Raw genomic sequence first — 21426 nt, 5'->3', positions numbered from 1 at the left:
GTTGACATGATGGAGTGAAGGGGAATGAAGGAAACGATATTTGTGCTGGCACCAGATTCATTCAAGGAAAGCATGACAGCAAAAGAAGTGTGTATGGCGATGGAAAAAGGGTTGCGCAAAGTCTATCCGACAGCAGGTTATATTCATGTTCCAATGGCTGACGGAGGGGAAGGGACGATGCAATCCCTTGTGGATGCATCCGGCGGTACGATTCATTATAAAGAAGTAAGCGGGCCGCTTGGCCAGACTGTAGCCGCAGCATATGGCATTCTGGGTGATGGTGCAATGGCGGTCATCGAGATGGCATCGGCCAGTGGCATTCATCTGGTGAACAAGCAAACGAGAAATCCGCTTTGCACGACCACCTACGGGACAGGCGAATTGATTCAGGCTTGCTTGGATCAGGGAATTCGCAAAATTATTATCGGGATTGGCGGCAGTGCTACCAACGATGGAGGAACCGGGATGGCTGAAGCGCTCGGCGCGAAATTTCTTGATGCAGAGGGAAATGCGCTTGCGCGCGGGGGAGGGGCTCTTGACCACTTGACCCGTATCGATGTGTCGAATCTGGACGAGCGTTTGCGGGAAGTGCAATTTATTGTCGCCTGCGATGTGACGAATCCGTTATGCGGGGCGAATGGCGCTTCGCAGGTATTTGGTCCGCAGAAGGGCGCGACGCCGGAAATGGTGCAGCGGCTGGACGCCAACCTGTCCCATTATGCAGATGTCGTGAAGCAGCAGTTGCATAAGGATGTGCGGGATATACCGGGAGCAGGCGCAGCCGGCGGGCTGGGCGCAGGCTTGTTGATTTTCACACAGGCGGTTTTGCGCAAGGGCATTGAAATTGTAATCGAATATACGGAGCTGCGAGACAAGCTGGCTGAGGCCGATATTGTGTTTACGGGTGAAGGCGGCATCGATTTTCAGACGAAATTTGGCAAAACCCCATACGGTGTAGCCCGCGCTGCCAAGGAGGCGGGCAAGCCGGTCATAGCAATCGCTGGATATATTGGGGAAGGAATCGAAACGTTATACGCCGAGGGCATTGATGCGGTATTCGGCATTGTTCCGGGAGCATCCGATTTGGAGAAGCTTCTGAAAGAGGGGCCGGATAATGTGGAGCGTACTACCGAGAATATTGCGAGGGTGCTGAAACTGGGCCTGATTACCGATAGAAGGTAGGCAAGCCTTCCTTGTGTCGCCTTTGCCATACTTCTACCCTGTTCAGGAGTACCGCGCTCAGACATAATTCAGTTATTGAATACAGACGGTGCTTTTGATCAGTATGAGGAGGAGGAATGGATATGTTTGATAAAAAGGTGAAGCTGCAGCCTTATGCGGATATGTCAGCACATATGGAAGGTTTTGATGTGATTTCGGCCCAGCTTGGCGGAGATGGATGTGTGTATGTGCTGCTGATTAACCACATCCCGAAACGGACACAAGGTATGTTCGTCCCTTCGGTGCTAAAGGAAACGTACACCTACAAGGTGCTCGTTATAGAAGACGATTATATGGAAGCAGTGGTAATGGAGGGCCAGCATTTCAATTATCATTATGTCCAGCCGCTGCGGAATCAACTGCTATTGGTCGGCGCGCGCTGCACTTATTATGGTGTTGGCAAATATGATCTGAACGCCAAAGTATGTAATTATAAAGGCGAGACCGTTCGCGAGTTTTTGCTGGGAGATGGCATTCAGAGTGTGCAGGTAACGGAGAAAGGCACCATTTGGACCAGTTATTTCGACGAAGGCGTCTTTGGAAATAATGGGTGGGGGAATCCAATCGGGTCCCAGGGTCTCCTGGCTTGGGATGAGCTTGGCAACAAAATATATGAAGACCATACGTCGGACATCGCCGATTGCTATGCGCTGAATGTTGTGAATGAACAAGAGGTCTGGTTCTACTTTTATACGGACTTCTTGCTAGGCCGTATTTCCGGTGGACCCGAGCAGGCCAAGGTTTCCTTTATGGACCCGCATATTTCCGGCTCTGCCGGGTTTTGTACGGACGGGTACCATTTTTTGTTTGATGGCGGTTACGGCAAGCATGAGACCTTTATTTTGAAGAAAAATGAAAAACTAGGCCGCTTGAGTGCAGGGCACAAGATCCATTTTTTGAATGAGCAGGGGGAGCTGCTTAAACCGCATACCCGGGATTTTCGAGAAGACCGCTTGCTGTTTAGTGAAGGCAGCTGCTTGTATCAAGTGGCGATCGAAGAATTAGTTTAGTTAGGTGGCTAATAGGACAAAGCGAGTAGGGGAGCTGCAAGGATGAAAGTACAATTAGAAGGCATTACTGTATTATCGAATGATGTATCCCGTTTGGCCAGCTTTTATCGTGAAGTGCTCGGATTTCAGACGGTTGTGGAAGAAGGGCATTATGCGGAGTTTGAAAATAACGGGGTTCGTTTGGCGATATGCTCCAAGCCGCTAATGGCGGATAATACGAACAACCATCCTTCTTTTAAAGAAGAGCATAAGGGGCAGGCATTTGAGCTTAATTTTCAATGTTCTTCTCCAGAGGAGGTTTATGCTCTTTATGATGAATTTGTCTCCAAAGGAGCTACAGCGATTACAGCGCCTCAAATAAAGTCTTGGGGACATACAACAGGCTTTTTCGCTGATCCGGAAGGCAATATTCATTCGTTGTTTGCGCTCAATCCCATTGAAGCGAGTCCACAGTAGAAATTAAACAAACAGACAGTCCGCATCTCATGTTATTAATGAGTGAAGGCTGTCTGTTCTTTTTGCCCAATCGTCCGTTTTAGTCGAGTCCTGCTTGTGCTTTGGATAACAGCTTTCCTTTATTGAAAGAGAGTACAGCATTCGCCCCTGTATCCCCGGCACCATAATAGGAGTAAACGACCATATCTGCGGTTTCGCTCAAAGCTCTGCCGTTGCCGCCAACAATAACCTTCACCTCATCATAGGTCATGCCAATCTCAATCTGCTGATACTGATCAAAGGTAATTCGAACATCATCCCCTTTGTCTGCAGGACCATTATCGCTTGGCGCAGAGGCATTGACGCTGCTGCCAGATTGATTAAGAGCTACAACCGTAGCTTGCAGCTCTTTAAGCTCTTGTTCCTTAGCTTCGAGCTGCTGCTCCAGTCCCGCAACCCGCTCCTGCAGGCTGTCAAAATCCGTCTGTGTCGGTCCCGAAGAGCCACACGCTGATAGAGTGAACAGGGACAATATAAGGGCCACTCCGCCTAACCATCGTCTATCGATCTTTTTCATAGAGACAACCCCCTTTTTTTAGATGAACTTGTTTTTATACAGCAACCAACGGTTTCTGGAAAGAAAAAACAATACCGCCATCCAGTTTACCATAGCAAACATCTGCTGTAACTGAGGCTTTGGCTCTGGTCCTAATTTCTTAGTAGGGTATGAGCTGCTGTTAACAAAGGCGGACCAAGCTGCAGCCTATAAAAAATGCCGCTAGCTGCAGAGAGGATCTAGCGATCCTTTCTGCAGCTAGCGGCTGCTGGCGAATTACAAATCGGTGTATAGATTTCTCTAATCTGAGCCTTCATGCCATGTGATGAGGTCCTCTGCCGATTTTCTTCTTCTTGCTTTAGGGATTTTATCCTCGTTGATATAGCCTATATGCAGGGTGCCAACAAGCTTCTCATCCGTCTGAATGCCAACGCTGCGGTGAAAATCGGCTTCCCGATTGTATTCATTCGTCTTCCACACAAAGCCAATTCGCTGCTCCCAGGCAAGCAGCTGCAAGTTTTGAATCAAGGTGGCGGCTGCAAGCAGCGCCTCTTCCCGTCTGACCTCGGATTTATCCTGTTTAATAACGACGAGCAGATGGACAGGAGTTTCCAAGCAATATTCCTTCATCACGCCTTCGCCAAAACGCGCAAGCTCATCCTCTGTGTAAGTGGCTAGGACGGCATCGGCAAACTGGCGACGATCCTCATTCATAAAAATAATAAACCGCCAGGGCTCCTCACTTGAATGATAGGGCGCCCATACCGCTGCATTCAGCAAATCCAACAACGTCTGTTTCGACAAGGGCTGATCCTTAAACGACTTAATCGTTCGACGTTCCCGAATGACACGCTCGATAGAATGGCTCATTATTCATTTACATTATGCTGTTTAATCGTCTCGACAATTTCATTCACGGCGTTCAATGTAGCTACGGGGGAGAAGCTGAAGTTCATCCAGTCTTTATCTCCGACGAGGTAGACGTGGTTCTCCTTCACAGCTTTAAGGCCCATCCATACCGCATTGGTTTTCATATCTTCATATATTTTTTGTGCGCTCGCCGCATCATCTCCAGCTTCTACCTGAAGGATAATATGATCAGGATTAAACTCTGGCAGCATTTCGAGCGAAATGGCGATGCTCTCCTCGTCCTTAGGGAAAGTGGCTACTGCATTCAGTCCCAATTCGCCATGTATCACTTTGCCGCGGCTCGCTAGAGGTCCCATGACATAGCTGTCTTTGCCAATAATTCGCATATACATGAACGTTTCTGATCCGACTAGGGGCTTTAGGCTTTCATTTGCTTTTTTGATTTGATCCTCATAATCCGCAATAACCTGCTCAGCCTGCTCCTTCTTATCAAGTGCATCGCCCATATCGCGCAATTCGTCACGCCAATTGTCACGATCAGGGAGTAAAATCGTTTTTGCGATTTTATTCAACTGATCAACATTTTTCGCGTCCCGCCAATTTGCTCCGATAATTAGATCAGGCTCTGCTGCCAAAATACCCTCCAGGTTAAGAACGCCGCCCAGCTTTGGCACAGCATCGAATGCCCCGTTTAAATAGCTTGGAAATTCGGCATTTGCATTTTCAGCAGCTACTGGAATGACACCTAGCGAATATAAAAAATCTGGATATGTTACCGTAGTCGCCACTACCCGAAGCGTTTTCTCGGCTGCATCGGTCTGTGTAACTGGACTATTTAATGTATTATTCTCCTTACCTCCACAAGCAGCTACAAGCAGCAGTGATAACGCGATAGCTGCAAAACCCCATTTTCGTGCGCGATTCATTTCTCCATCCCTCTCAAACGTAATAATAATTCTCATTCTCATTATAGGAGGTGTCCGTCAAATAGGAATGGAGAAAAGGGAAGCGGACGTGGATTTTCGCGCATTTCCCTATGTCAGCGGACTACGCCGCGCTCGAACATTTGCAGCATATGCTGCATGGCAAATCCAGTAGACAAGGGGGAGAAGGAGAAGTTATACCATTCTCGATGCCCCACTGTATATATCCGACTTGTAGGGGATGTCATTAATCTTCTCCAGCCGGGCTGCTGCAATAAAGCTTCCCGGCTGCTGTCAGCATGCTCACCTATTTGCAAAATAATGTGATCAGCTCCCAGCCCAGCTAACTGTTCGACCGACAGGATCTTTCCATCGATATGCAGCAGCGACTTGTCAGGTGGAATCAAACCAAGCTCGGTATACAGTATTTTCCCTCTCGATGATTGATTGCCAAACACGATGAGGCCCTCCTGGGTCATACGCGCATAAGCAACCGTTTCATTAGCTGTCAGCAGCTTAAGCTGTTCTCGAACCTCATCCCGCTTGTCATCATACCAGCGAATGAAACGATGGGCCTGCTTCTTTTTATCCAAAATCTCGCCCACATCTGTCAGCTCATCCCGCCAATCATTATGGCTTGGCAGCAGGAAGGTGGGGGCAATTCGGCTTAGGGCATCATAGTTTTCATAATCCTTCCATTCCGCAGCCAATATGACATCGGGCTTGAACGGTTTGAAATATTCAGGATCGAAGTGATGGCTGTTATTCAGCTTTGGTACTTGCTTGAATGCCTCTAGCAAATAACTGGGGAATTCCTGATCCGGAGAAAAGGCAGCAATCGGTATGGTTCCCAGCAGGTACATCAATTCGGGATGAGTGACCGTCGTCCCCAGAATACGCCGATTATGCAAATAAAAACGGGGAGATACACCAACCTTTTGCTTAAACCTTCTACTAAAATAATGCTCATCCTCAAAGCCGACTTTACGGGCTATAGCGTACAGGCTTTCTTTGGACATTGTGAGCAATTCCTTGGCTTTATCGATACGCAGTCTGATTAAATAATCGCTCGGATTTTCACCGGTTATTTCCTTAAACAACGTTGTATACCAACGTCTGCTGAGCTGCGCGATGCCCGCCAAATCTTCAATTGTAATGGCTTCATCGTAATGAAGCTTTAAATATTCGATCGTGCTCTCGACGGCATGGCGAGGGTCAGCATCGGTTTGCGAAGCATGGGATTCCATCAACAGATAGATAAGCTTCTGAAATAGAAACTGATTTTCAAGCTGGTGCTGCATGTCTATGAAAGTGGAAGGCTCTTGAAGCTTCTGCACCATAGCCCGGAGTGAACGAGGAGTATGCGACACGGTCTCATATTGAAAATAAGCAAATGTTTTGACGGAAGCCGCTGACAGTTTATGATCCACTCGGCTGAGCTGAACAACTTCACATGCAATGATGCTGATGTCCAATAAATGACTGCCTTGATTCGTTATCTGCAACGACTGCCCCGGCTTTATTATAAAATGAGTATCGGCTGCCAAAATAGGCTGACTGTGCTTATGATCTACTTGGACCTTCGCTGTGCCGCCTAGCACAAATAACAGCTGATGCTCGTTTTTCGGTGGAATAAGGACTAGCCCCCCTATAGGGACGGCATGCTTTGCTACTTTTGTCATCGTCACGAACAGATTCTGGAACGGAACATTTTTGCCAGACATGTAGGCTCCTCCTTGCTAGTAATAAAAGCTTATGTTCGGTTTCCTGTTAATCATAAAATCGCTGTCGTGGCTGTGATTAAAGCCGATATTTCCAATATTCATAAGCTCCTCCATAGGTACGGGTATGCCCATTGTATGATCCGCACGCAGCATTGTAAATATAATTTGCACAATAGGTTAGTAGATGCGCATGATGTGTAATTGAATGTCTCTGCCCTTCTAAATTATGCTGAATATATCAAATTCAACGTTCAGCGTGACGTGGCAAAGAGAGGGATAATGATGAAAATCAATATAACAAATCAATGTGGAAATGGGCTTAACGTCTGTCTTAGCTTCAAATCAGCTATACGTAGTTTGAATAGCATGCTATAGTCAAATTAAAGCAGCAGCAGGGGGATTATCCCATTTTCAATAGCGGACTTAGCATTCTTGAACCGACCGAGGAGATGGATTTCATGGAGCATGATGATATTAACATAAGAATGGATAGACAAAGGGATATGTTAGCAGAGGAACATAGAGATCCTTTCGTAATAACCTTTTTCACCTTCGCCAATCAGGATATTTATGGTTTTATAGCTAAGGGCAGCACGGGATTTTCCAAATATGGCTTAGATATTATTGCCGCAGCCGTGTCCACGCTTACCATTAATGCCGTTAATTCTATCAATGAATTTACAGATGACAGTCCTGAGGTAGACATGGGCAGGAACTATATGAAGTGTATCATTCATGAAAAAGTCAGCCGAGATTCGCAAATTTTATTGCGATCACTCCGGCTAGGCATGGAAGACATTCAGCGTTCATATGGCGAGCAGTATTTAGTAATTGAGGAACTAAGGGTGGGGAAGAGTTGAGTTATGATCTTCATATTACAAAGGCAGACCATTGGGTAAACAGCGACACTAACCCGATAACAGAGGAGGATCTAGCCCAAATTGCTCATTTTCTTGATGCTAACGAGCAAATTCCTTTCTTATTTCAAAGGGGGAGGCTTACCCTGTGTGGTGCAAATGGCAATATAATCAACTTAATGATCGCAATGGCTTCCCCAATAAACGCTATTGTCCAAGGAGACGAGGGTGAAATTTATACAGCATCAGATTCGAATTTGAATTCATCAGCATACAGAGATATACCACTGTAAATTTGGTAGAGGGACAATTCTCAAAATTATTGGCGAACGTCTGGATACAGAATTAACCGTGAAATTTGCGGACTTAGAAATGCCAAAAAGAATTTTGTTATATTATTCACCGATCATAGCATGTAAGCCTTAAAAAATATTCGTGAGTACTAAATTATAAAATGGAGGGAAACCGGATGAAACAAGCATTAATCGTTATTGATATGCAGGAGGTTTTTTTTAACTTGCCAGAAAATCACCTATATCAGAAAGAGGACTTGGTGCTCCGCATTAACCAATGGATTGCGGCTGCTCGCAGTGCAGAGGTTCCAGTGATTTTTATCCAGCATACGGTATATGACAACGTAAATAGCGCACTTTACGTAGATTCACCGGATTGGAAGCTCTACCACGAGCTGGATATTAAGCCAGGGGATGCCGTCATCCGAAAAACAACATGGGATTCGTTCCACAACACCGAATTGCCCGTTTTATTGGAGGGTAAATCGATTGAACAGCTTATCTTTGCTGGAGCACAAACTGAATTTTGTTTGGATACAACGATACGAGCCGCGTACAGTCGTGGCTATAAGTCTAATATTCTGGCGAAAAATAGCCACAGCACCCTTGCGAATGCGGTTCTGACTGCACCTCAAATCATTGAGCATCACGAGCACATATGGAATGGAAGGTTTGTCACGATTCGTGGATTGGATGAGCATGTATTTTAACCCTAGACCTAGACCACGCAGTTCTGGAAGCTCGATCCTTTTTTGAAGGACTGAGTTTCCGCTATTGTGGATTTTTCTACGATTTCAGGCCGCAAGCGGACAGGAAAGTCGTTATCGCCCTCATTATCCCTTCAAAATGTCCATTTCTAGGGCATTAGCGGCTCCTGTGTCCGCAGGTAGTGCCTTAACCCGTGATTCTGTTAAATAGCGGCTTCTGTGTCCGCCAAGTCTATCTTTGCGCAGATGTACTCGATTGTATTCGCTCTATCTCATATCCCATCTCCTTCATAGCGGCAAGTCCGTCCTCGATGACAACCGTCTTTGATCCGTCCCACCAACCACTGCTTAAACTATATAAGATCCACTCCCGAACCCGCCTTGGATGATTGAGATTGTAAACCTCATCAGGCATGTTGTTACGAGTATTAGCCAATATAAATCCCGAATTTAGTGGACACCCCGCGATAGGATCATCCCATGTGCGGATGCGAATGTGCAAAGGGTTGATTTTTGATTCCTTTAGAAAAATTTTTAGTTCATGAACACATGTCTGGCCTTCCACGCGCATCAACAGCGTATATTTATAGTCTACCCCTTCAATTGCAATACTGCGCAGCTTATTCGACAACTTGATCACCTGCTTATGAGTATTTGACTAACTACTATATCCATATTCTAATCTGCCTCACAGCCAAAATGAAATATCGTCTTTTTCACATTAATAATTACATTGAGAATAATTATCACTTATAATGAGAAGGAAACGTTCGAACAAGGAGAGACAGCAGCATGAAGCTAGACGAATATACGACGATATGGAACCATACCGCAGTCAAAATTTCTGATATTCGCCATATAAAATTGACCGCTGATGAAGTAATGGAAGGCTACCGCCTGCCCTCCAGCTGTTTTCTATATAGTACACGCGGTAGTGCAAGTGTGATGCTGGAGCTGATTCCAGAGTATGCTGACGGAAAAGCTGTTGGAAACAGCGGACAAGTAGAAGGAACAGAGACTGTGAGGCGAATCTGCCTCAGCTAATCGAGGTAGATTCGAATGAATGGGCGTCCATTCAGGCAGTTTACAAATTGCCGTAAATCACAATTTCATCAGCCTGCTCCAGCACCTCGCGAACCCAGGTGGTGAACGAATGGATGAAGGCAAGCTGGCCAGGGTCTTCTACAGACAGGGCATCGAGCTCCTGTATGACCTGCTCCCAGACCGCTTTCGGAATAGGGTTGTCCCAGCAAGGATCGAAAGCTGCATAAATCTCGCCTGTGCGTATATCGGCAAGCGGGTATTTTTGCTGAATAAATGGCAGCATATCGCTGAAATCTTCATCATAAATAAAAATTCGATTATTTGCTGCTGCTTCGTCATAACGGATGGGGCTAAAGGAATAGCCGATGCCATTTTTAGGCCCGCTGTAACGATATTTCATGGTGCGGATCGTTTCCGCCTTCTTTTTGCCCATGGCTTCTTCGGCCCCCTACTTTTACTCGAATTATGTAAATCCTTGGTATTATACCACAAAGCTCAAGTAGAGAAGAGTTCTAATCGATTTACACGAGCGATGTGATTCGTAAGCAAAGACCTATATAAAGGAACAAATGGCTGCATAACTTGCCTGATTAACCTTCCTGCCCTGTGAAGGCTGATCGCCACGAATAGGATAGGATACTATTTTTTTGAAAAAAAGAGCCAACGCCGCGATAGATCGCGAGCATTGGCTTTTGTTTCGTTATGCATTTGATATGCATTTAATATGCTTTTTCAATCTCATATTTAATATTTAATGAGGCTGATAAATCTGATAAGCAAAGTGGTAAAGCGTCGTTTCATTAGAACTCAATACAGCATTATTGGAGCTGAACTGGATCGGAATAATATCAAAGTAGTGGTAGGAGACCCAGTTATCATAGCCATAAAGTCCAACACCAGGCTGAATATTGGAGATGGTGGCGGTGAATCCTCCGCTGGAATTAGTAGTAGTAGTGGCCGTATAAAGCAGATTGTTTAGAACCGTTCTGATGCTCACGGTAATAGGAACATTAGCAGCTGCATTGCCACTTGAATCTCTGGCTGATCCCGTCACAGTTATATAGTTTTGAATACGATATTTATTCCCATATCCATAGGTCATATAACCTGAAACGTTAGGATCGGAGGTAATGCTTGATACCGTGACGGCCGAAGCTGCATTGCTTACGCTAAAGGTGTAAGGCTGTGAAGCATTGAACGAAGAAGTGCTTAATACTCTAAAATAATAGGTGCCGGCACTCATGTTATAGGTTCCACTTGAATTTTGGTTAATGGTAGCAAGCTGGTTTAAGTTCTGATTATAAATATTAACCTGATAGGTGGTGCCCGCCGCCGGATTGTTGAATGAAATCGTATATTGCTTAGCAGTGCTTACGGTAAATTTAATCCAGTCCTCGTCAAAAGCGTTGTCGATCGTCTGGCTGACGGTGAAGGCGCTTGTTTTTGCCTTGGCATAGACATAGTTGTCATCAGGCTCGGCGCTGTCATAGACAGAGGATTGAACGACTGTGAAATAGAATGGATTGCTTGCATCAAAGCCTGACACCGTATTTACAGCCAAATAATAGATGCCTGCTGGAGCAATCCGGCTTACCTGCTCATCCATTTGCGGTCCATAAACCGAATAATATTCCTCTACTAATTGCAAGGTGTCTAAATCTAAGCGGAATAAGTGCAAATCATAATCGACAGATGCGGATTGCACCGTTTGTAAAAAAGCAGTCAGCTTGCTAGGCGCAGTTGTTTGAAAATTAAACCACTTCTGCCCACCAGCTTGGTCAATATAATCAAAGTAGACTTGGCCCGTATTGATCGTATAGGCGTTGCCAGGGTCGGTATTGTATACCGCCTGAGTGACGGAGTCGAGGGAGCGCTGCTGTAGGCTTTGTGTCGAACTAGAGATGACTGAAGGTGCAGGCAAGGCTTCATTAAGGTCAAGCTTGCTGCTTTCAGGAATGTCGAAGGCTGGCAATTGTGTGCTGCTGGTTGTCAGACTTACCTCGGGAATGGCCTGGGCATTCGCGCTAGGCGCGAAGGAAAACCCGCCAAATACCGACGTGACTAGTAGAGAAACCGCCAATAAAATCCGCTTGAACATGGTAAACTCTCCTTTTTATTCTAGTAGACTACGAGAATAATCATTACATATTTATCTATTTTTTACAATTTCATTTTTGTGAACTTTTTGTCAAAATTTATATAACTAAAAAAGAGAAACGCGAAAAATAACCCCCGCATCCACGTTGTTGTGGAGGTGGGGGCTGCTTGTGCATGAGGTAATCGTTTAGAATGGGCTCGAAAACTACTCGTTCACGACATCAGCGACGAGCTCGCTTGCAACCTCAATGACTTTAGGAATGACCACATCGTTCGTACCGGAAACGTATATATCCCCTTGATAATGCCGGAAGGGAATCGCAGCATCGCCAATGCTCCACATGAAGAAATCTCCCTCAATGGACATAGTGGTAGCCCCTGTTACGGTAAATACCGATGTATACGAAAAATCGGGCTTGGACGCAAAATATTGTTTGCATTCTTCCAAAGAAATCGTCAGTGCCGACGAGTTGTTATTCTGCAAGGCTCTTGTAATGCGATAGCGTTTGCTCATTGGTATTTCTCCACCTAACTTATTATTTACTCAGAGTCTATCTAACTTAATAGAGATTTCGTTGATGAGTTCTAGCAATTGCTGCAAGGCAAGCGCACATCATCTAAATTTAATTGATCTCGTTACGGCTAGCGCAAATGATCAGCCAGTTCTCCTCACAATAGCCTCTTTATCAGCTAAATATTAGCACATAAAGACCAATTTTTAAAACTTTTTTGTCAGCAGTATACAAAAAAAATATTTGGTAATGATGCCAGATCGAGTTGTCTTATTGGTTTATTTATCCTCTATTATGTTCCCCTGCTTTTGGTTGTAGTAACAGGCTGAATAATGCCCCACATAAAGCAATAAAGGCCGTCAGCAAAAAGGTGTCAGAGTAGGCAGCTAGTGCCCCATCGCTATTTATCATTGTTGCCCTCATCGTAATACGCATATCAAGGAATTGGCCTAGTACAGCAATAGAGAGAGGAATGATTAAATTAGCGCCAACTGAAGTAAGAGGTGTGATCCGATTTACGGATTCAGTTGGTGCAGATTGTAATATATAGGTGTTAAGTGACATCATACAAAGCCCCATTCCAATACCAAGTAACCCCACTATTCCACCAATAAGAGAACCACTTGCATCTGCGCTCATCTGCGACAGCAACAGCAATGCTGCAGAAATAGTACCCAGCCCTGAGCTGGCTAAGGGACGAATCCCAAAGCGATCAAACCATTTTCCGCCAACGGGCATTAAAACTCCAGAGGTAATCGCCAACATACTCATGACCAAACCAGCCTCTAATGGACTAAACCCCCTATAATTCTGTAGATACTGTGGGATATAAACAAGTGAGCCATTAAGAGCCATATATTGTATCCAACTTACGAATATCCCTCTCCGAAAACGAGGTGCACGAAAGGCGCGAAGTTCTAGAATCGGATTTGGATGCCGTAATTCGTGAATCGATAACCAGATTAGTAAAATTACTCCCGATAGTCCTATTAACCATGTTATTAATGCAGTGGAGTTTATATTAATACTTAGAGCTAGTAAGACAAATGATATAGGGGCTAAGGAAAATCCAAGCGCATCCAAGGACTTTTTTTCATCTGAGCGTGTAATGTTTTGGAGCTTTTCTACCATAGGCAGATAACGGAAACTTAAGTAAATGCAAATCGCTCCTATAGGGATATTAATAAGAAATATCCAATTCCAACTAATTGATTCTAACAACCAACCCGACAAAATGGGACCAGATGCAGGTGCCAAAAGCATGGGTATACCAAGTATTCCCATAACCTGTCCTTTTTTGTTGCTTGGTGCCAGGCTATAAACCATCGCCATGCCCATAGGTTGGATCATCCCTCCACCCAAGCCTTGAATAATGCGAAAGAAAATCAACTGCATTTCATTCTGGGCCAGTGCACATAAAAGGGAACCTAAAACAAATATAGCGTTAGTGATCATGAAAGCTTTCGCTGACCCTAATCTATCCGAAAACCAGCCAGACATCGGAATCGTAATAGACATTGCAAGCATATAGCCAGTAATTACCCACTGAAGAACTTCAAAAGTGACGTCAAAATCCTTGGCTAGGCTGGGAATTGCAACATTCATGGCTGTACTATCGATCATCACCATCATCATTCCTGGTATAATCGCCATTAATGCAAAAATAAATCCCCTTCTTGATACAGCCGCTTTCTCCCCGCTAGAGGTAGTATCCATTTCTCTATTCATTGTCCCACTCCTTGTTAATCAACACGACGTTGATTATAATTGCTGTGAATGATTATAATGTGAAATTGCATAACTTCAATGAGCATCTGTTCTTTCAATGTTCATTAATCAACAGTGATTTGTTTTATGTTGAGCAAATCTGCAATTTATTTAGGGGGATTCAATGAAGGAGAAAACGGATCGACGCATTCTTCGTACTCGAAATCAGCTCCGAGAAGTACTACTCCATTTGACCAAACAAAAACCTATTGAGAGCATTACAATTAAAGAACTTACAGAGCAGGCTGGATTGAATAGAGGTACCTTCTATTTGCACTATCAGGATATTAATGATTTTATTAATCAATTTAAGAAAGAGATTTTAGATCAATATTATGCCATCATAAAAAAACTTGGCCACCACCACCAGACGAGAGAGCCCTTTATCGACCCTCCATCTGGCTATCTCCGTCCTTTCGAATATATCATGGAACATAAGCGTTTTTTTCAAGTTTTCATGGGCTCTAACGGAGATCCTACATTTTCATTGAGTATGAAAGAGCTACTGAATCAACAGTTTCAGAATACTTACTTGGTATATCATCGAAAGAATAAAGTTGAGGATATCCCTGTAAAACATAACTACTTGTTTGCTTATTTATCATCAGCTTACGTAGGTACCATACAGCTTTGGATTCAACGGGATTTTGATTTGTCCCCACATGAAATGGCAGTTCTGTTCTCAGAAATTTCGAGACTAGGCTCAGCTCACCTTCATCAATAAGACACTTTCAATACAGAAAAAGCACCTCAAAAGAGATAATCTCTTTTAAAGTGCTTCTATTTATAAATGGCGTTAAACAAATTTAAGTTGTAGATGAGAATTATTCTCGATAAAATAGAGAGGCATACAGATCAGGACTTTGCGGAAGGTGAAACGATGGATGTAGATCAGCATGTTAAGCTTTGGAATCAGGCTTCTATTAAAGTATTAGATATTCGGCATCTGGTTATGCGCGCTGGGGAGCAAGTGAAGGGCTACCGGCTGCCAGCCAGCGGTTTTATATACACAACAAGAGGCGGTGCACGGGTTGCGCTGGACGGAAATTCCTATGAGGTGAACAAGCTGCAGGTGCTGCACGGCGGCAAGGGCATAGGTCTGGATATTTCTGATGTCGAGGACTGCTTCGAATATTATATGATTTATTATCGGGCCAGCCTTCCGCTGCCCAGCAGCAGAGAGCTTCAAGCGCTGCTGGAGCAGCAGCTGCCTTTTCACATTCAGTATGCCTTCGTTCCCAATTATCCGATTGCTTTATACAACTATGTTACAAGCCTTGATCCATTATGGAGACAAGCGGATGCACTCTCTAAATTTCAAGTCAAAACCTTATTTTATCAATTTGTCCACGAGCTGTTGCGGCAGCTGGATACACAGGGCATTCCAACGATTAAGCCTAATATCGTAGCGCAAGCTGTCCGTTATCTTAACGAGCGATATGCAGAGCCGATAATGGTGGATGGGCTGGCGGAGCTGCTGGATTGCAGTTCGGGGCATTTATCAAGAATGTTTAAAAAAGAGACAGGAAGCAGCCTCATTGAATATTTGACCCGCATTCGAATCAATAAAGCGAGAGAGCTTCTTCTGCATACCGACGCGTCCCTTCAGACGATTGCGGAAAGCGTAGGTATCCCAGACGCGATGTACTTCAATCGTATTTTCAAAAAATATGCAGGTATTTCGCCGGGACGCTTCAAAACGAACTACGTTCATTTGCCATTCGATCAGTATAATGCTACGGGCAAGTCAGAATCCTCCATTGTCAGGCGTACCTTTCGCCGTTATATTCATAATGGTGATAATCATTATCAATATAAACAAAAAGGGGATTCACGCATACCAATGAAACCGAAACAGTCGATTACGCTACTTCTTATGCTTAGCCTTACCCTATTATTGTCAGCATGCTCTGGCACAACAAACACAACTGCTGCGAGTGGCAATAGTCAAAGCAGCAGTGCAGCGCAGCAAACCACTAGCGAGCAAGCCACTCAGCCGCCATCCACGCAGGAAAAAGTCATTAAGCATGCATGGGGAGAAACGGTTATTAAAGGGGAGCCAAAAAATATTATCTCCTTATTTCCCGCCGCTACCGATTATTTGCTGGCGCTTGGCATCGTGCCGCAGGCGGCATCAAGCAATGAAGAAGGCAGCGATCAATTTCCGACCTATCTTGCCGATCGCCTGCAAGGGCAGAAAAATTTAGGCTGGCAGGTGGAGCCGAATTTTGAGAGCATTTTAGCTTTGGAGCCAGACCTGATTATTGGTCAAGATTTTATGGGCGAAGCTTTCGCTAACTTAAATAAAATTGCCCCTACGTTGTTCGCGGAAAAAGTGAAGGATGAGCAGGGCATCATTCGGATGAAAACGAGCCTGTTGAAGCTCGGTGACATGCTCGGAAGAACGGAGCAGGCGAATCAGGTCATTGCAGAATACGAGAAGCTGGCCGCAGAGAGCAAGGAGAAAATCAAGCAAGCCATCGGTGATGAAACCGTTATGTTTTTGCGCTTGTCCGATAAGGAAGTGCGCTATTATAGCAAGCGGAACTATGAGGTTCTTTATGACGATTTAGGCTTGCAAGCGCCAGCTTCTATACCTGACCCGGCTGAATCGATGCAGGTGATCTCGCTGGAGAAGCTGCCTACTATTAACCCTGATCACATCTTTTTATTGTCATCCGATCCTGCCGAAACGACTGAAATGCAAAAGACTGAAGTGTGGAAAAGCTTGAAGGCCGTTCAAAATAACCATGTTCATTTGGTGGATTATGGCCTATGGTTTCAAGGTCCCGGCGGCCCCATCGGCCAAACGAAAATTATCGAAGAAACGGTTCAGTTTCTTACCCAATAAGGGAAGGCGAGAAGAGGAGGTTGGTGCGAAATGGCCATATCGGCAATTGAGCAGCTAATTCGCGAAAGAAGAACGATACGTCAATTTAACGGGCAGACATTGGCGAAAGAAACCGTCATCAACCTGTTGGATGCGGCAGTATGGGCGCCGGTTCATTCGCGCAAGGAGCCTTGGCGATTCATTTTGTTCATGGGCGCAGGAAGGCAGCAGTTTTCAGATGCGGTGCTGCATACGTTTTCGGAGGACGAGCGGGAAAAATGGGGGCAGAAGCTGCAGCTTGATTATTGCGAACGCATGCAGGCCCATTTGCTCATCGTCATAGAGGCCGACGCTAGGCAGCGCGTGTGGGAGGATGCTGTTGGGGCAGGCTCCGCGCTGATTCAAAATATCCAGCTGCTGGCGTGGGAGCAGGGAATCGGCGTCGTATGGAAGACGAATGAATACAATTTTGACCCGGATTTTTGCAGGCTTACGGGCGTGAAGCCGGGCGAACGTATTATTGGCACGCTGCATCTTGGTTATTTTGATCCCGATAAGACACCTAAGCCTAGACCTCGCACACCGGCGGGGGAACTGCTAACCTGTGTTACGGGGGAATAAAAGATCATTTCATTCCGTTTATGAAAAAATAAGGGATCCCGACTTCTTCCGGGATCCCTTTTATGCCGTGCGGAACGAGCTTGCCGCGGCTATGCTGTTCTGACAGCCCACATAAGAATTCAGATATCCATGATACACCAATTCCAGCTTGGGCGTATGCTGCAGATCGCCAGGCGTTACGAGCAGTGGCGACTTGTCGATCAGGATCATTCCGCTTCGCTGGAACATCGTCGCGACGAATTGCGAGCAGAAGTACGAATGCTTGCGCTCCCATTCAATATTGAATACAACGCCTAACATCCCGACCAAATTATAGCTGTACAGATCTTGATTTTGCTCAAAATGCTGTACTTGATTTCTTAGATTGTCATAAACCACGGAGCTTACCGTGCAGCGATAAAGGGCGCACATCGACTCACCGAAAAAGGTGCTCGTTACATCCTCCCGCACGAATCCTCCGAAGAACGGATTATTCGGATTTTTCCTTCCGAAGCTGTACACTTCGCGCAGGTCCGAATCGAAAGCAAGCGAAGCGTGATTCAGCGGATCCTTCGTGAACGATCGGATAATCTTGGTGAAGACGGTTCCCGTGTCCGTTAGAAGCACGTAAATTTCTTTTTCTATACTCATTCCATATGACCTCCACATTCAAGAACGTACGTCTACTCTTAACTTTAATACAGGACTGAATGCTGTGGAACCTTCTAAGGTAATAGATGTTCCCCGACCATGGTCTAGTTTCATTGGTGACATCATTCCACACTTCATTGTATTCAGGCAAAGGAATATGGAAAAAGGCGAGTGACGGCAGTGGAAGCCCATTATTTGCCCAGTTAGTCGCTCGGATTGTTGTTGATACCAACTAATTTGAAATGCTTCATGTTTTGTTAAAGGTTATATCTTCGCGATATCCCTTGATTTTCCTGCTATAACCCATAAAGAGAATAGACTTTAGGGAGAACTTATGCGCAAAACGACAATAGCGGCTTGGTCAGAGAATTGGAATGAGGCATACGCTGCGGATAGGCTGCTCAGTGGGATAGTGGGACAACGCTCAATCGTTAGCTCTCGAATAGCTGACGCAGAGAATCGTTGTATTTCTTATCGTGGCTTATTCCTATAAAATGATAAGCATAAAGCGGATGAGAAGAAGGTGGCGAGCAAAATGTCTGATCATGAATACGGCTTGCAAGCGGGCGAATATGAGCTGCTGGACAACATGTGGTTCAAGCTTAGAGGAGTCGAGAAAAATAATAGCGACTCTGGGAGCTGGTCGTTTCGGCTGCAATTCATTGAATCGCATATGCTGCTGCTAATAGCATCCGGCAAGGGCTGGATTACCGTGGACGGCCGGTATTTGGAGCTAAGGGCAGGCAGTGCCTTTGTTTGTACGCCCGGTCAATTAATCGAGGCCTTTCTTGAGGTTCCGGGCGAGCACGGACTATACGTTGTGCGCTTTGATGTATTTGCACAGCCTGAAACGTCGGAGCGGCAGACACAGAACGAGCCACAGCTCCAAAATCTGCGGTTTCCCATCGAAGGAGAAATCGTGGCATCCTCCATGCTTGAATGGAGTGCACTTTGCGAGGCAATAGGCAATTCTATGAAAAGCGAGGATCGTTTACAGCGAATGCACGGCCAAATTCAGTTTTATGAGCTGCTGTACAGTCTGCTGCGAGATGGCCAGCGCGTATGGGACACAGATTCCGAGGCTGCCATGGAACGTGCCAAGCTATATATGGAGCAGCATTACCGCGAGGAGCTGACCATTGAGCTATTGGCGCGGGAGGCTGGCATTAGCTCGCGGCATTTTATCCGGCTGTTTAAACAAACCTATGGCTGGAGTGCCATTGAATATTTGGCGAGATATCGCATTAGGCAAGCCCAGGAGCTAATGAAGCCCGATTCGGAATACCAGCTTAAGGATATCGCGAGCTACGTCGGTTATCCGGATGAGCTGTATTTTCGGCGCAAATTTAAAAAAATAACGGGCACGCCGCCGGCTGCCTATATGAAAAATGCTAAAAAAAGGGTCGTGGCTTATCATGCCAATATGATTGGACATTTACTTGCGCTGCATATTACGCCTTATGCGGCTCCAGCCGACCATCCATGGACCGAATATTACCGCCGAAAATACGACATCCATTCGGTTCTTCCCCTAGCGCAGGAGGATGATGTGAGAATAGAGCAGATTCGCAAGTCAAATCCGGACTACATCGTCGGGCTTAAAGAATTCACGAGCGCGGAAGCACAGAAGAAGCTGGAAGGGCTGGCATCCACCTATTTGATACCGTGGCTGGAGCATGATTGGCGAATGCAGCTAAGATTGCTTGCGGAGTGGCTGGACAAATCCTCAGAAGCGGAAGCTTGGCTTGATCAGTACGACAGAAAAACACGTGCTGTGCGGGAGCAGGTGAAAAAGATATGGGGTAAGGATCGTTTGCTCATTGCCCGAATATCAGGGCAGGCGATTCACATTTTGGGCAGCAGAAGCTTGGGCGAGGTGTTTTATGACGATCTCAAAATTACGCCGGCGGCTGGCGTTATTGCTGATCAGTCCGAGCAGCAATGGACACGGGATGAGCTGCTGCATACGGATGCAGATAGGCTGCTGCTCATTGTAGATGACGATGCATGGGCACAAGCGGCCTGGCAGGAGCTACGGCAGGCAGAGGCATGGGGACTGCTGAAGGCGGTTAGAAACAGGCGAGTCGACTATCTGCCTCCCTACCCATGGACCGAATATACAGCGTTCACGCAAGATTTGGTTTTGGACGAGGTGTTAAAGCTTTGGCGTAATCGTGCATAAAATGTTGGCGGGATCGTCGATAGGCGAGGAGGAAAGTATCCGTTATACTCCTAACAGTGATATTGATTCTCATTTTTAAAAGAGAAATTAGACCTATCGACCGCTCAGGAGGGTTCAGAAAAAAATGAAACAATCGAAGACAGGATTATTGCTAGTCATTATCGCGCTGCTGGCGCTAGTGATGGCCGCTTGCTCAGGCAGCAATGGACAAGGAAATACGACCGCAACAGCATCGCCATCCGCATCGCCAGAGGCGGCCCAATCATCGAGCCAGCCAAGTGCGGCGGCAGAGGAAGGCGTTCGTACTGTAGCAAGCGAGAAAGGCGAAATCACGATTCCGGCAAATCCTAGCAAAGTGATTGGGCTTTCCGTTGTGTATCCGGAATTTTTGCAAGCTTTGGGCGTTACGCCAATTGCCGTGCAAAATTTTCATCCGGAGTTCCCGGTTTATTTGGAGGAGCCATTCAAAAATACAACTAAAATGGGCATCGCCACGACGCCTGATTTTGAAAAAATATTAGCCGCTGAGCCTGATCTAATTATCGCGCCGATATGGTGGTCGGACAAAGACTACGATCAGCTTACGAAGATTGCACCAACCGTATTGCTGCCGCAGCGCGATGACTGGCGTGATGAGCTGAAGGATATTGCCGGCGTATTAGGCAAGCCAGAGGCTGCGGATAAGGTCATTCAAGATTTAGTTGATCAGGAACTGGCAGCCAAAGAGAAGCTCGATACCATCGTTGGCGACGAAACGGTCATGTATATGATGATTATGCCGGATGGCATTGTTCTTTATGGCGAAAATATTGATCGCGGCAGCTTTGTTCATAAGACGCTGGGGCTTAAAGCGGTTGAGAATTTCCCGCAGAGTGAGCTTTCCATTACGATATCGCTCGAGAAACTGCCGGAATATAACCCGGATCATATTATTTTGCAGATGAATGATGATAGCAATGAAACCATCCAGCAATATTACAAGCAAATCCAAAGCAGCTCCTTATGGAAAAACATGACGGCCGTGAAGAAAAATCAGGTTTACCTGGTAGGCGGAGAGGAATGGTTTAATCTGGGCATGTCCCCGCTGGCGAACAGCTATGCGATAGATGCCATTCTTCAGATTTTTGAAAATAAAGGCCAATAGAGG

The 21426-nt window shown here is 45.6% G+C and carries 23 protein-coding genes; 13 read left to right on the top strand and 10 right to left on the bottom strand.

Annotation, left to right across the window (positions count from 1 at the left end; translation table 11 throughout):
• Nucleotides 1-24: 24 nt before the first annotated feature.
• The 3 genes from ACSR9A_RS27735 to ACSR9A_RS27725 all read left to right on the top strand — a co-directional run bounded on the left by ACSR9A_RS27735 (nucleotide 25) and on the right by ACSR9A_RS27725 (nucleotide 2687).
• Nucleotides 25-1182, top strand: a complete 1158-nt coding sequence (locus ACSR9A_RS27735) for a glycerate kinase (RefSeq protein WP_473761332.1) — start codon at nucleotides 25-27, stop codon at nucleotides 1180-1182.
• A 122-nt stretch (nucleotides 1183-1304) separates the two neighbouring features.
• Nucleotides 1305-2231 (top strand): hypothetical protein, encoded by a 927-nt coding sequence (locus tag ACSR9A_RS27730; RefSeq protein ID WP_473761330.1) that lies wholly within the window; start codon nucleotides 1305-1307, stop codon nucleotides 2229-2231.
• A gap of 42 nt (nucleotides 2232-2273) precedes the next feature.
• Nucleotides 2274-2687 carry a VOC family protein gene (locus tag ACSR9A_RS27725; RefSeq protein WP_473761328.1) on the top strand — a complete coding sequence of 138 codons (414 nt, stop codon included), beginning with the start codon at nucleotides 2274-2276 and terminating at the stop codon, nucleotides 2685-2687.
• A 79-nt stretch (nucleotides 2688-2766) separates the two neighbouring features.
• Here the strand turns inward: ACSR9A_RS27725 and ACSR9A_RS27720 are convergent, their stop codons facing one another.
• The 4 genes from ACSR9A_RS27720 to ACSR9A_RS27705 all read right to left on the bottom strand — a co-directional run bounded on the left by ACSR9A_RS27720 (nucleotide 2767) and on the right by ACSR9A_RS27705 (nucleotide 6739).
• Complete coding sequence (locus ACSR9A_RS27720; RefSeq protein ID WP_473761326.1) at nucleotides 2767-3243, bottom strand: hypothetical protein; 477 nt, start codon at nucleotides 3241-3243, stop codon at nucleotides 2767-2769.
• A gap of 279 nt (nucleotides 3244-3522) precedes the next feature.
• A complete protein-coding gene (locus tag ACSR9A_RS27715; protein ID WP_473761325.1) occupies nucleotides 3523-4092 on the bottom strand; it encodes a nitroreductase family protein in 570 nt (189 codons plus the stop codon).
• Complete coding sequence (locus ACSR9A_RS27710) at nucleotides 4092-5018, bottom strand: ABC transporter substrate-binding protein (RefSeq protein WP_473761324.1); 927 nt, start codon at nucleotides 5016-5018, stop codon at nucleotides 4092-4094. Before ACSR9A_RS27710 ends, ACSR9A_RS27715 begins: the two co-directional genes overlap by 1 nt.
• Before the next feature lie 113 nt (nucleotides 5019-5131).
• Nucleotides 5132-6739, bottom strand: a complete 1608-nt coding sequence (locus ACSR9A_RS27705) for a helix-turn-helix domain-containing protein (protein WP_473761322.1) — start codon at nucleotides 6737-6739, stop codon at nucleotides 5132-5134.
• A gap of 458 nt (nucleotides 6740-7197) precedes the next feature.
• Between ACSR9A_RS27705 and ACSR9A_RS27700 the strand changes: the two genes are divergently transcribed.
• From ACSR9A_RS27700 to ACSR9A_RS27685, 4 genes are read left to right on the top strand one after another with little or no spacing between them, the layout of a single operon-like run.
• Complete coding sequence (locus ACSR9A_RS27700; protein ID WP_473761321.1) at nucleotides 7198-7599, top strand: ribosomal-processing cysteine protease Prp; 402 nt, start codon at nucleotides 7198-7200, stop codon at nucleotides 7597-7599.
• Nucleotides 7596-7889 carry a hypothetical protein gene (locus ACSR9A_RS27695; protein WP_473761319.1) on the top strand — a complete coding sequence of 98 codons (294 nt, stop codon included), beginning with the start codon at nucleotides 7596-7598 and terminating at the stop codon, nucleotides 7887-7889. Before ACSR9A_RS27700 ends, ACSR9A_RS27695 begins: the two co-directional genes overlap by 4 nt.
• Nucleotides 7858-8022: a hypothetical protein gene (locus ACSR9A_RS27690; RefSeq protein ID WP_473761432.1), complete on the top strand. Its 165-nt coding sequence runs from the start codon at nucleotides 7858-7860 to the stop codon at nucleotides 8020-8022. The genes ACSR9A_RS27695 and ACSR9A_RS27690 overlap by 32 nt, the downstream gene beginning before the upstream one ends.
• A gap of 43 nt (nucleotides 8023-8065) precedes the next feature.
• Nucleotides 8066-8599 (top strand): cysteine hydrolase family protein, encoded by a 534-nt coding sequence (locus ACSR9A_RS27685; protein WP_473761318.1) that lies wholly within the window; start codon nucleotides 8066-8068, stop codon nucleotides 8597-8599.
• 229 nt (nucleotides 8600-8828) lie between these two features.
• Here ACSR9A_RS27685 and ACSR9A_RS27680 read toward each other — a convergent pair whose 3' ends face one another.
• Nucleotides 8829-9227, bottom strand: coding sequence for a hypothetical protein (locus tag ACSR9A_RS27680; RefSeq protein WP_473761317.1), 399 nt, complete (start codon nucleotides 9225-9227; stop codon nucleotides 8829-8831).
• Nucleotides 9228-9388: 161 nt separating this feature from the next.
• Here ACSR9A_RS27680 and ACSR9A_RS27675 point away from each other — a divergent pair, with 161 nt between their 5' ends.
• A complete protein-coding gene (locus tag ACSR9A_RS27675; protein WP_473761315.1) occupies nucleotides 9389-9640 on the top strand; it encodes a hypothetical protein in 252 nt (83 codons plus the stop codon).
• 40 nt (nucleotides 9641-9680) lie between these two features.
• Here ACSR9A_RS27675 and ACSR9A_RS27670 read toward each other — a convergent pair whose 3' ends face one another.
• The 4 genes from ACSR9A_RS27670 to ACSR9A_RS27655 all read right to left on the bottom strand — a co-directional run bounded on the left by ACSR9A_RS27670 (nucleotide 9681) and on the right by ACSR9A_RS27655 (nucleotide 13977).
• Nucleotides 9681-10073, bottom strand: coding sequence for a hypothetical protein (locus ACSR9A_RS27670; RefSeq protein ID WP_473761313.1), 393 nt, complete (start codon nucleotides 10071-10073; stop codon nucleotides 9681-9683).
• A gap of 318 nt (nucleotides 10074-10391) precedes the next feature.
• Entirely contained in the window at nucleotides 10392-11738 is a 1347-nt protein-coding gene (locus ACSR9A_RS27665; RefSeq protein WP_473761311.1) for an Ig-like domain-containing protein, read from the bottom strand.
• A 204-nt stretch (nucleotides 11739-11942) separates the two neighbouring features.
• The gene (locus ACSR9A_RS27660) at nucleotides 11943-12251 is read right to left on the bottom strand and encodes a hypothetical protein (RefSeq protein ID WP_473761310.1); all 309 of its coding nucleotides are present in this window, start codon (nucleotides 12249-12251) and stop codon (nucleotides 11943-11945) included.
• A gap of 280 nt (nucleotides 12252-12531) precedes the next feature.
• Nucleotides 12532-13977, bottom strand: coding sequence for an MDR family MFS transporter (locus ACSR9A_RS27655; protein WP_473761308.1), 1446 nt, complete (start codon nucleotides 13975-13977; stop codon nucleotides 12532-12534).
• 163 nt (nucleotides 13978-14140) lie between these two features.
• Here ACSR9A_RS27655 and ACSR9A_RS27650 point away from each other — a divergent pair, with 163 nt between their 5' ends.
• The 3 genes from ACSR9A_RS27650 to ACSR9A_RS27640 all read left to right on the top strand — a co-directional run bounded on the left by ACSR9A_RS27650 (nucleotide 14141) and on the right by ACSR9A_RS27640 (nucleotide 17467).
• Complete coding sequence (locus ACSR9A_RS27650; RefSeq protein WP_473761306.1) at nucleotides 14141-14740, top strand: TetR/AcrR family transcriptional regulator; 600 nt, start codon at nucleotides 14141-14143, stop codon at nucleotides 14738-14740.
• Nucleotides 14741-14896: 156 nt separating this feature from the next.
• Nucleotides 14897-16867 carry an ABC transporter substrate-binding protein gene (locus ACSR9A_RS27645; RefSeq protein ID WP_473761305.1) on the top strand — a complete coding sequence of 657 codons (1971 nt, stop codon included), beginning with the start codon at nucleotides 14897-14899 and terminating at the stop codon, nucleotides 16865-16867.
• A 30-nt stretch (nucleotides 16868-16897) separates the two neighbouring features.
• Nucleotides 16898-17467, top strand: a complete 570-nt coding sequence (locus tag ACSR9A_RS27640) for a nitroreductase family protein (protein ID WP_473761303.1) — start codon at nucleotides 16898-16900, stop codon at nucleotides 17465-17467.
• A gap of 60 nt (nucleotides 17468-17527) precedes the next feature.
• Here ACSR9A_RS27640 and ACSR9A_RS27635 read toward each other — a convergent pair whose 3' ends face one another.
• Nucleotides 17528-18097 carry a hypothetical protein gene (locus ACSR9A_RS27635; RefSeq protein WP_473761301.1) on the bottom strand — a complete coding sequence of 190 codons (570 nt, stop codon included), beginning with the start codon at nucleotides 18095-18097 and terminating at the stop codon, nucleotides 17528-17530.
• 535 nt (nucleotides 18098-18632) lie between these two features.
• Here ACSR9A_RS27635 and ACSR9A_RS27630 point away from each other — a divergent pair.
• Together ACSR9A_RS27630 and ACSR9A_RS27625 are read left to right on the top strand one after the other, a co-directional pair.
• Nucleotides 18633-20279, top strand: coding sequence for an ABC transporter substrate-binding protein (locus ACSR9A_RS27630; RefSeq protein WP_473761300.1), 1647 nt, complete (start codon nucleotides 18633-18635; stop codon nucleotides 20277-20279).
• 124 nt (nucleotides 20280-20403) lie between these two features.
• A complete protein-coding gene (locus ACSR9A_RS27625) occupies nucleotides 20404-21423 on the top strand; it encodes an ABC transporter substrate-binding protein (protein ID WP_473761299.1) in 1020 nt (339 codons plus the stop codon).
• Nucleotides 21424-21426: the final 3 nt, after the last annotated feature.

The sequence above is a fragment of the Paenibacillus sp. R-74696 genome, from assembly GCF_055814915.1.
This window is presented reverse-complemented; position numbering and strand designations above follow the sequence as displayed.

Bases quoted from the DNA above. Each gene is read 5' to 3' on its own strand.
- ACSR9A_RS27660 (WP_473761310.1), bottom strand. From the start codon at position 12,251: ATGAGCAAACGCTATCGCATTACAAGAGCCTTGCAGAATAACAACTCG.
- ACSR9A_RS27670 (WP_473761313.1), bottom strand. From the start codon at position 10,073: ATGGGCAAAAAGAAGGCGGAAACGATCCGCACCATGAAATATCGTTAC.
- ACSR9A_RS27730 (WP_473761330.1), top strand. From the start codon at position 1,305: ATGTTTGATAAAAAGGTGAAGCTGCAGCCTTATGCGGATATGTCAGCA.
- ACSR9A_RS27630 (WP_473761300.1), top strand. From the start codon at position 18,633: ATGTCTGATCATGAATACGGCTTGCAAGCGGGCGAATATGAGCTGCTG.
- ACSR9A_RS27655 (WP_473761308.1), bottom strand. From the start codon at position 13,977: ATGAATAGAGAAATGGATACTACCTCTAGCGGGGAGAAAGCGGCTGTA.
- ACSR9A_RS27665 (WP_473761311.1), bottom strand. From the start codon at position 11,738: ATGTTCAAGCGGATTTTATTGGCGGTTTCTCTACTAGTCACGTCGGTA.
- ACSR9A_RS27715 (WP_473761325.1), bottom strand. From the start codon at position 4,092: ATGAGCCATTCTATCGAGCGTGTCATTCGGGAACGTCGAACGATTAAG.
- ACSR9A_RS27625 (WP_473761299.1), top strand. From the start codon at position 20,404: ATGAAACAATCGAAGACAGGATTATTGCTAGTCATTATCGCGCTGCTG.
- ACSR9A_RS27635 (WP_473761301.1), bottom strand. From the start codon at position 18,097: ATGAGTATAGAAAAAGAAATTTACGTGCTTCTAACGGACACGGGAACC.
- ACSR9A_RS27675 (WP_473761315.1), top strand. From the start codon at position 9,389: ATGAAGCTAGACGAATATACGACGATATGGAACCATACCGCAGTCAAA.
- ACSR9A_RS27650 (WP_473761306.1), top strand. From the start codon at position 14,141: ATGAAGGAGAAAACGGATCGACGCATTCTTCGTACTCGAAATCAGCTC.
- ACSR9A_RS27710 (WP_473761324.1), bottom strand. From the start codon at position 5,018: ATGAATCGCGCACGAAAATGGGGTTTTGCAGCTATCGCGTTATCACTG.
- ACSR9A_RS27735 (WP_473761332.1), top strand. From the start codon at position 25: ATGAAGGAAACGATATTTGTGCTGGCACCAGATTCATTCAAGGAAAGC.
- ACSR9A_RS27705 (WP_473761322.1), bottom strand. From the start codon at position 6,739: ATGTCTGGCAAAAATGTTCCGTTCCAGAATCTGTTCGTGACGATGACA.
- ACSR9A_RS27645 (WP_473761305.1), top strand. From the start codon at position 14,897: ATGGATGTAGATCAGCATGTTAAGCTTTGGAATCAGGCTTCTATTAAA.
- ACSR9A_RS27720 (WP_473761326.1), bottom strand. From the start codon at position 3,243: ATGAAAAAGATCGATAGACGATGGTTAGGCGGAGTGGCCCTTATATTG.
- ACSR9A_RS27685 (WP_473761318.1), top strand. From the start codon at position 8,066: ATGAAACAAGCATTAATCGTTATTGATATGCAGGAGGTTTTTTTTAAC.
- ACSR9A_RS27700 (WP_473761321.1), top strand. From the start codon at position 7,198: ATGGAGCATGATGATATTAACATAAGAATGGATAGACAAAGGGATATG.
- ACSR9A_RS27640 (WP_473761303.1), top strand. From the start codon at position 16,898: ATGGCCATATCGGCAATTGAGCAGCTAATTCGCGAAAGAAGAACGATA.
- ACSR9A_RS27725 (WP_473761328.1), top strand. From the start codon at position 2,274: ATGAAAGTACAATTAGAAGGCATTACTGTATTATCGAATGATGTATCC.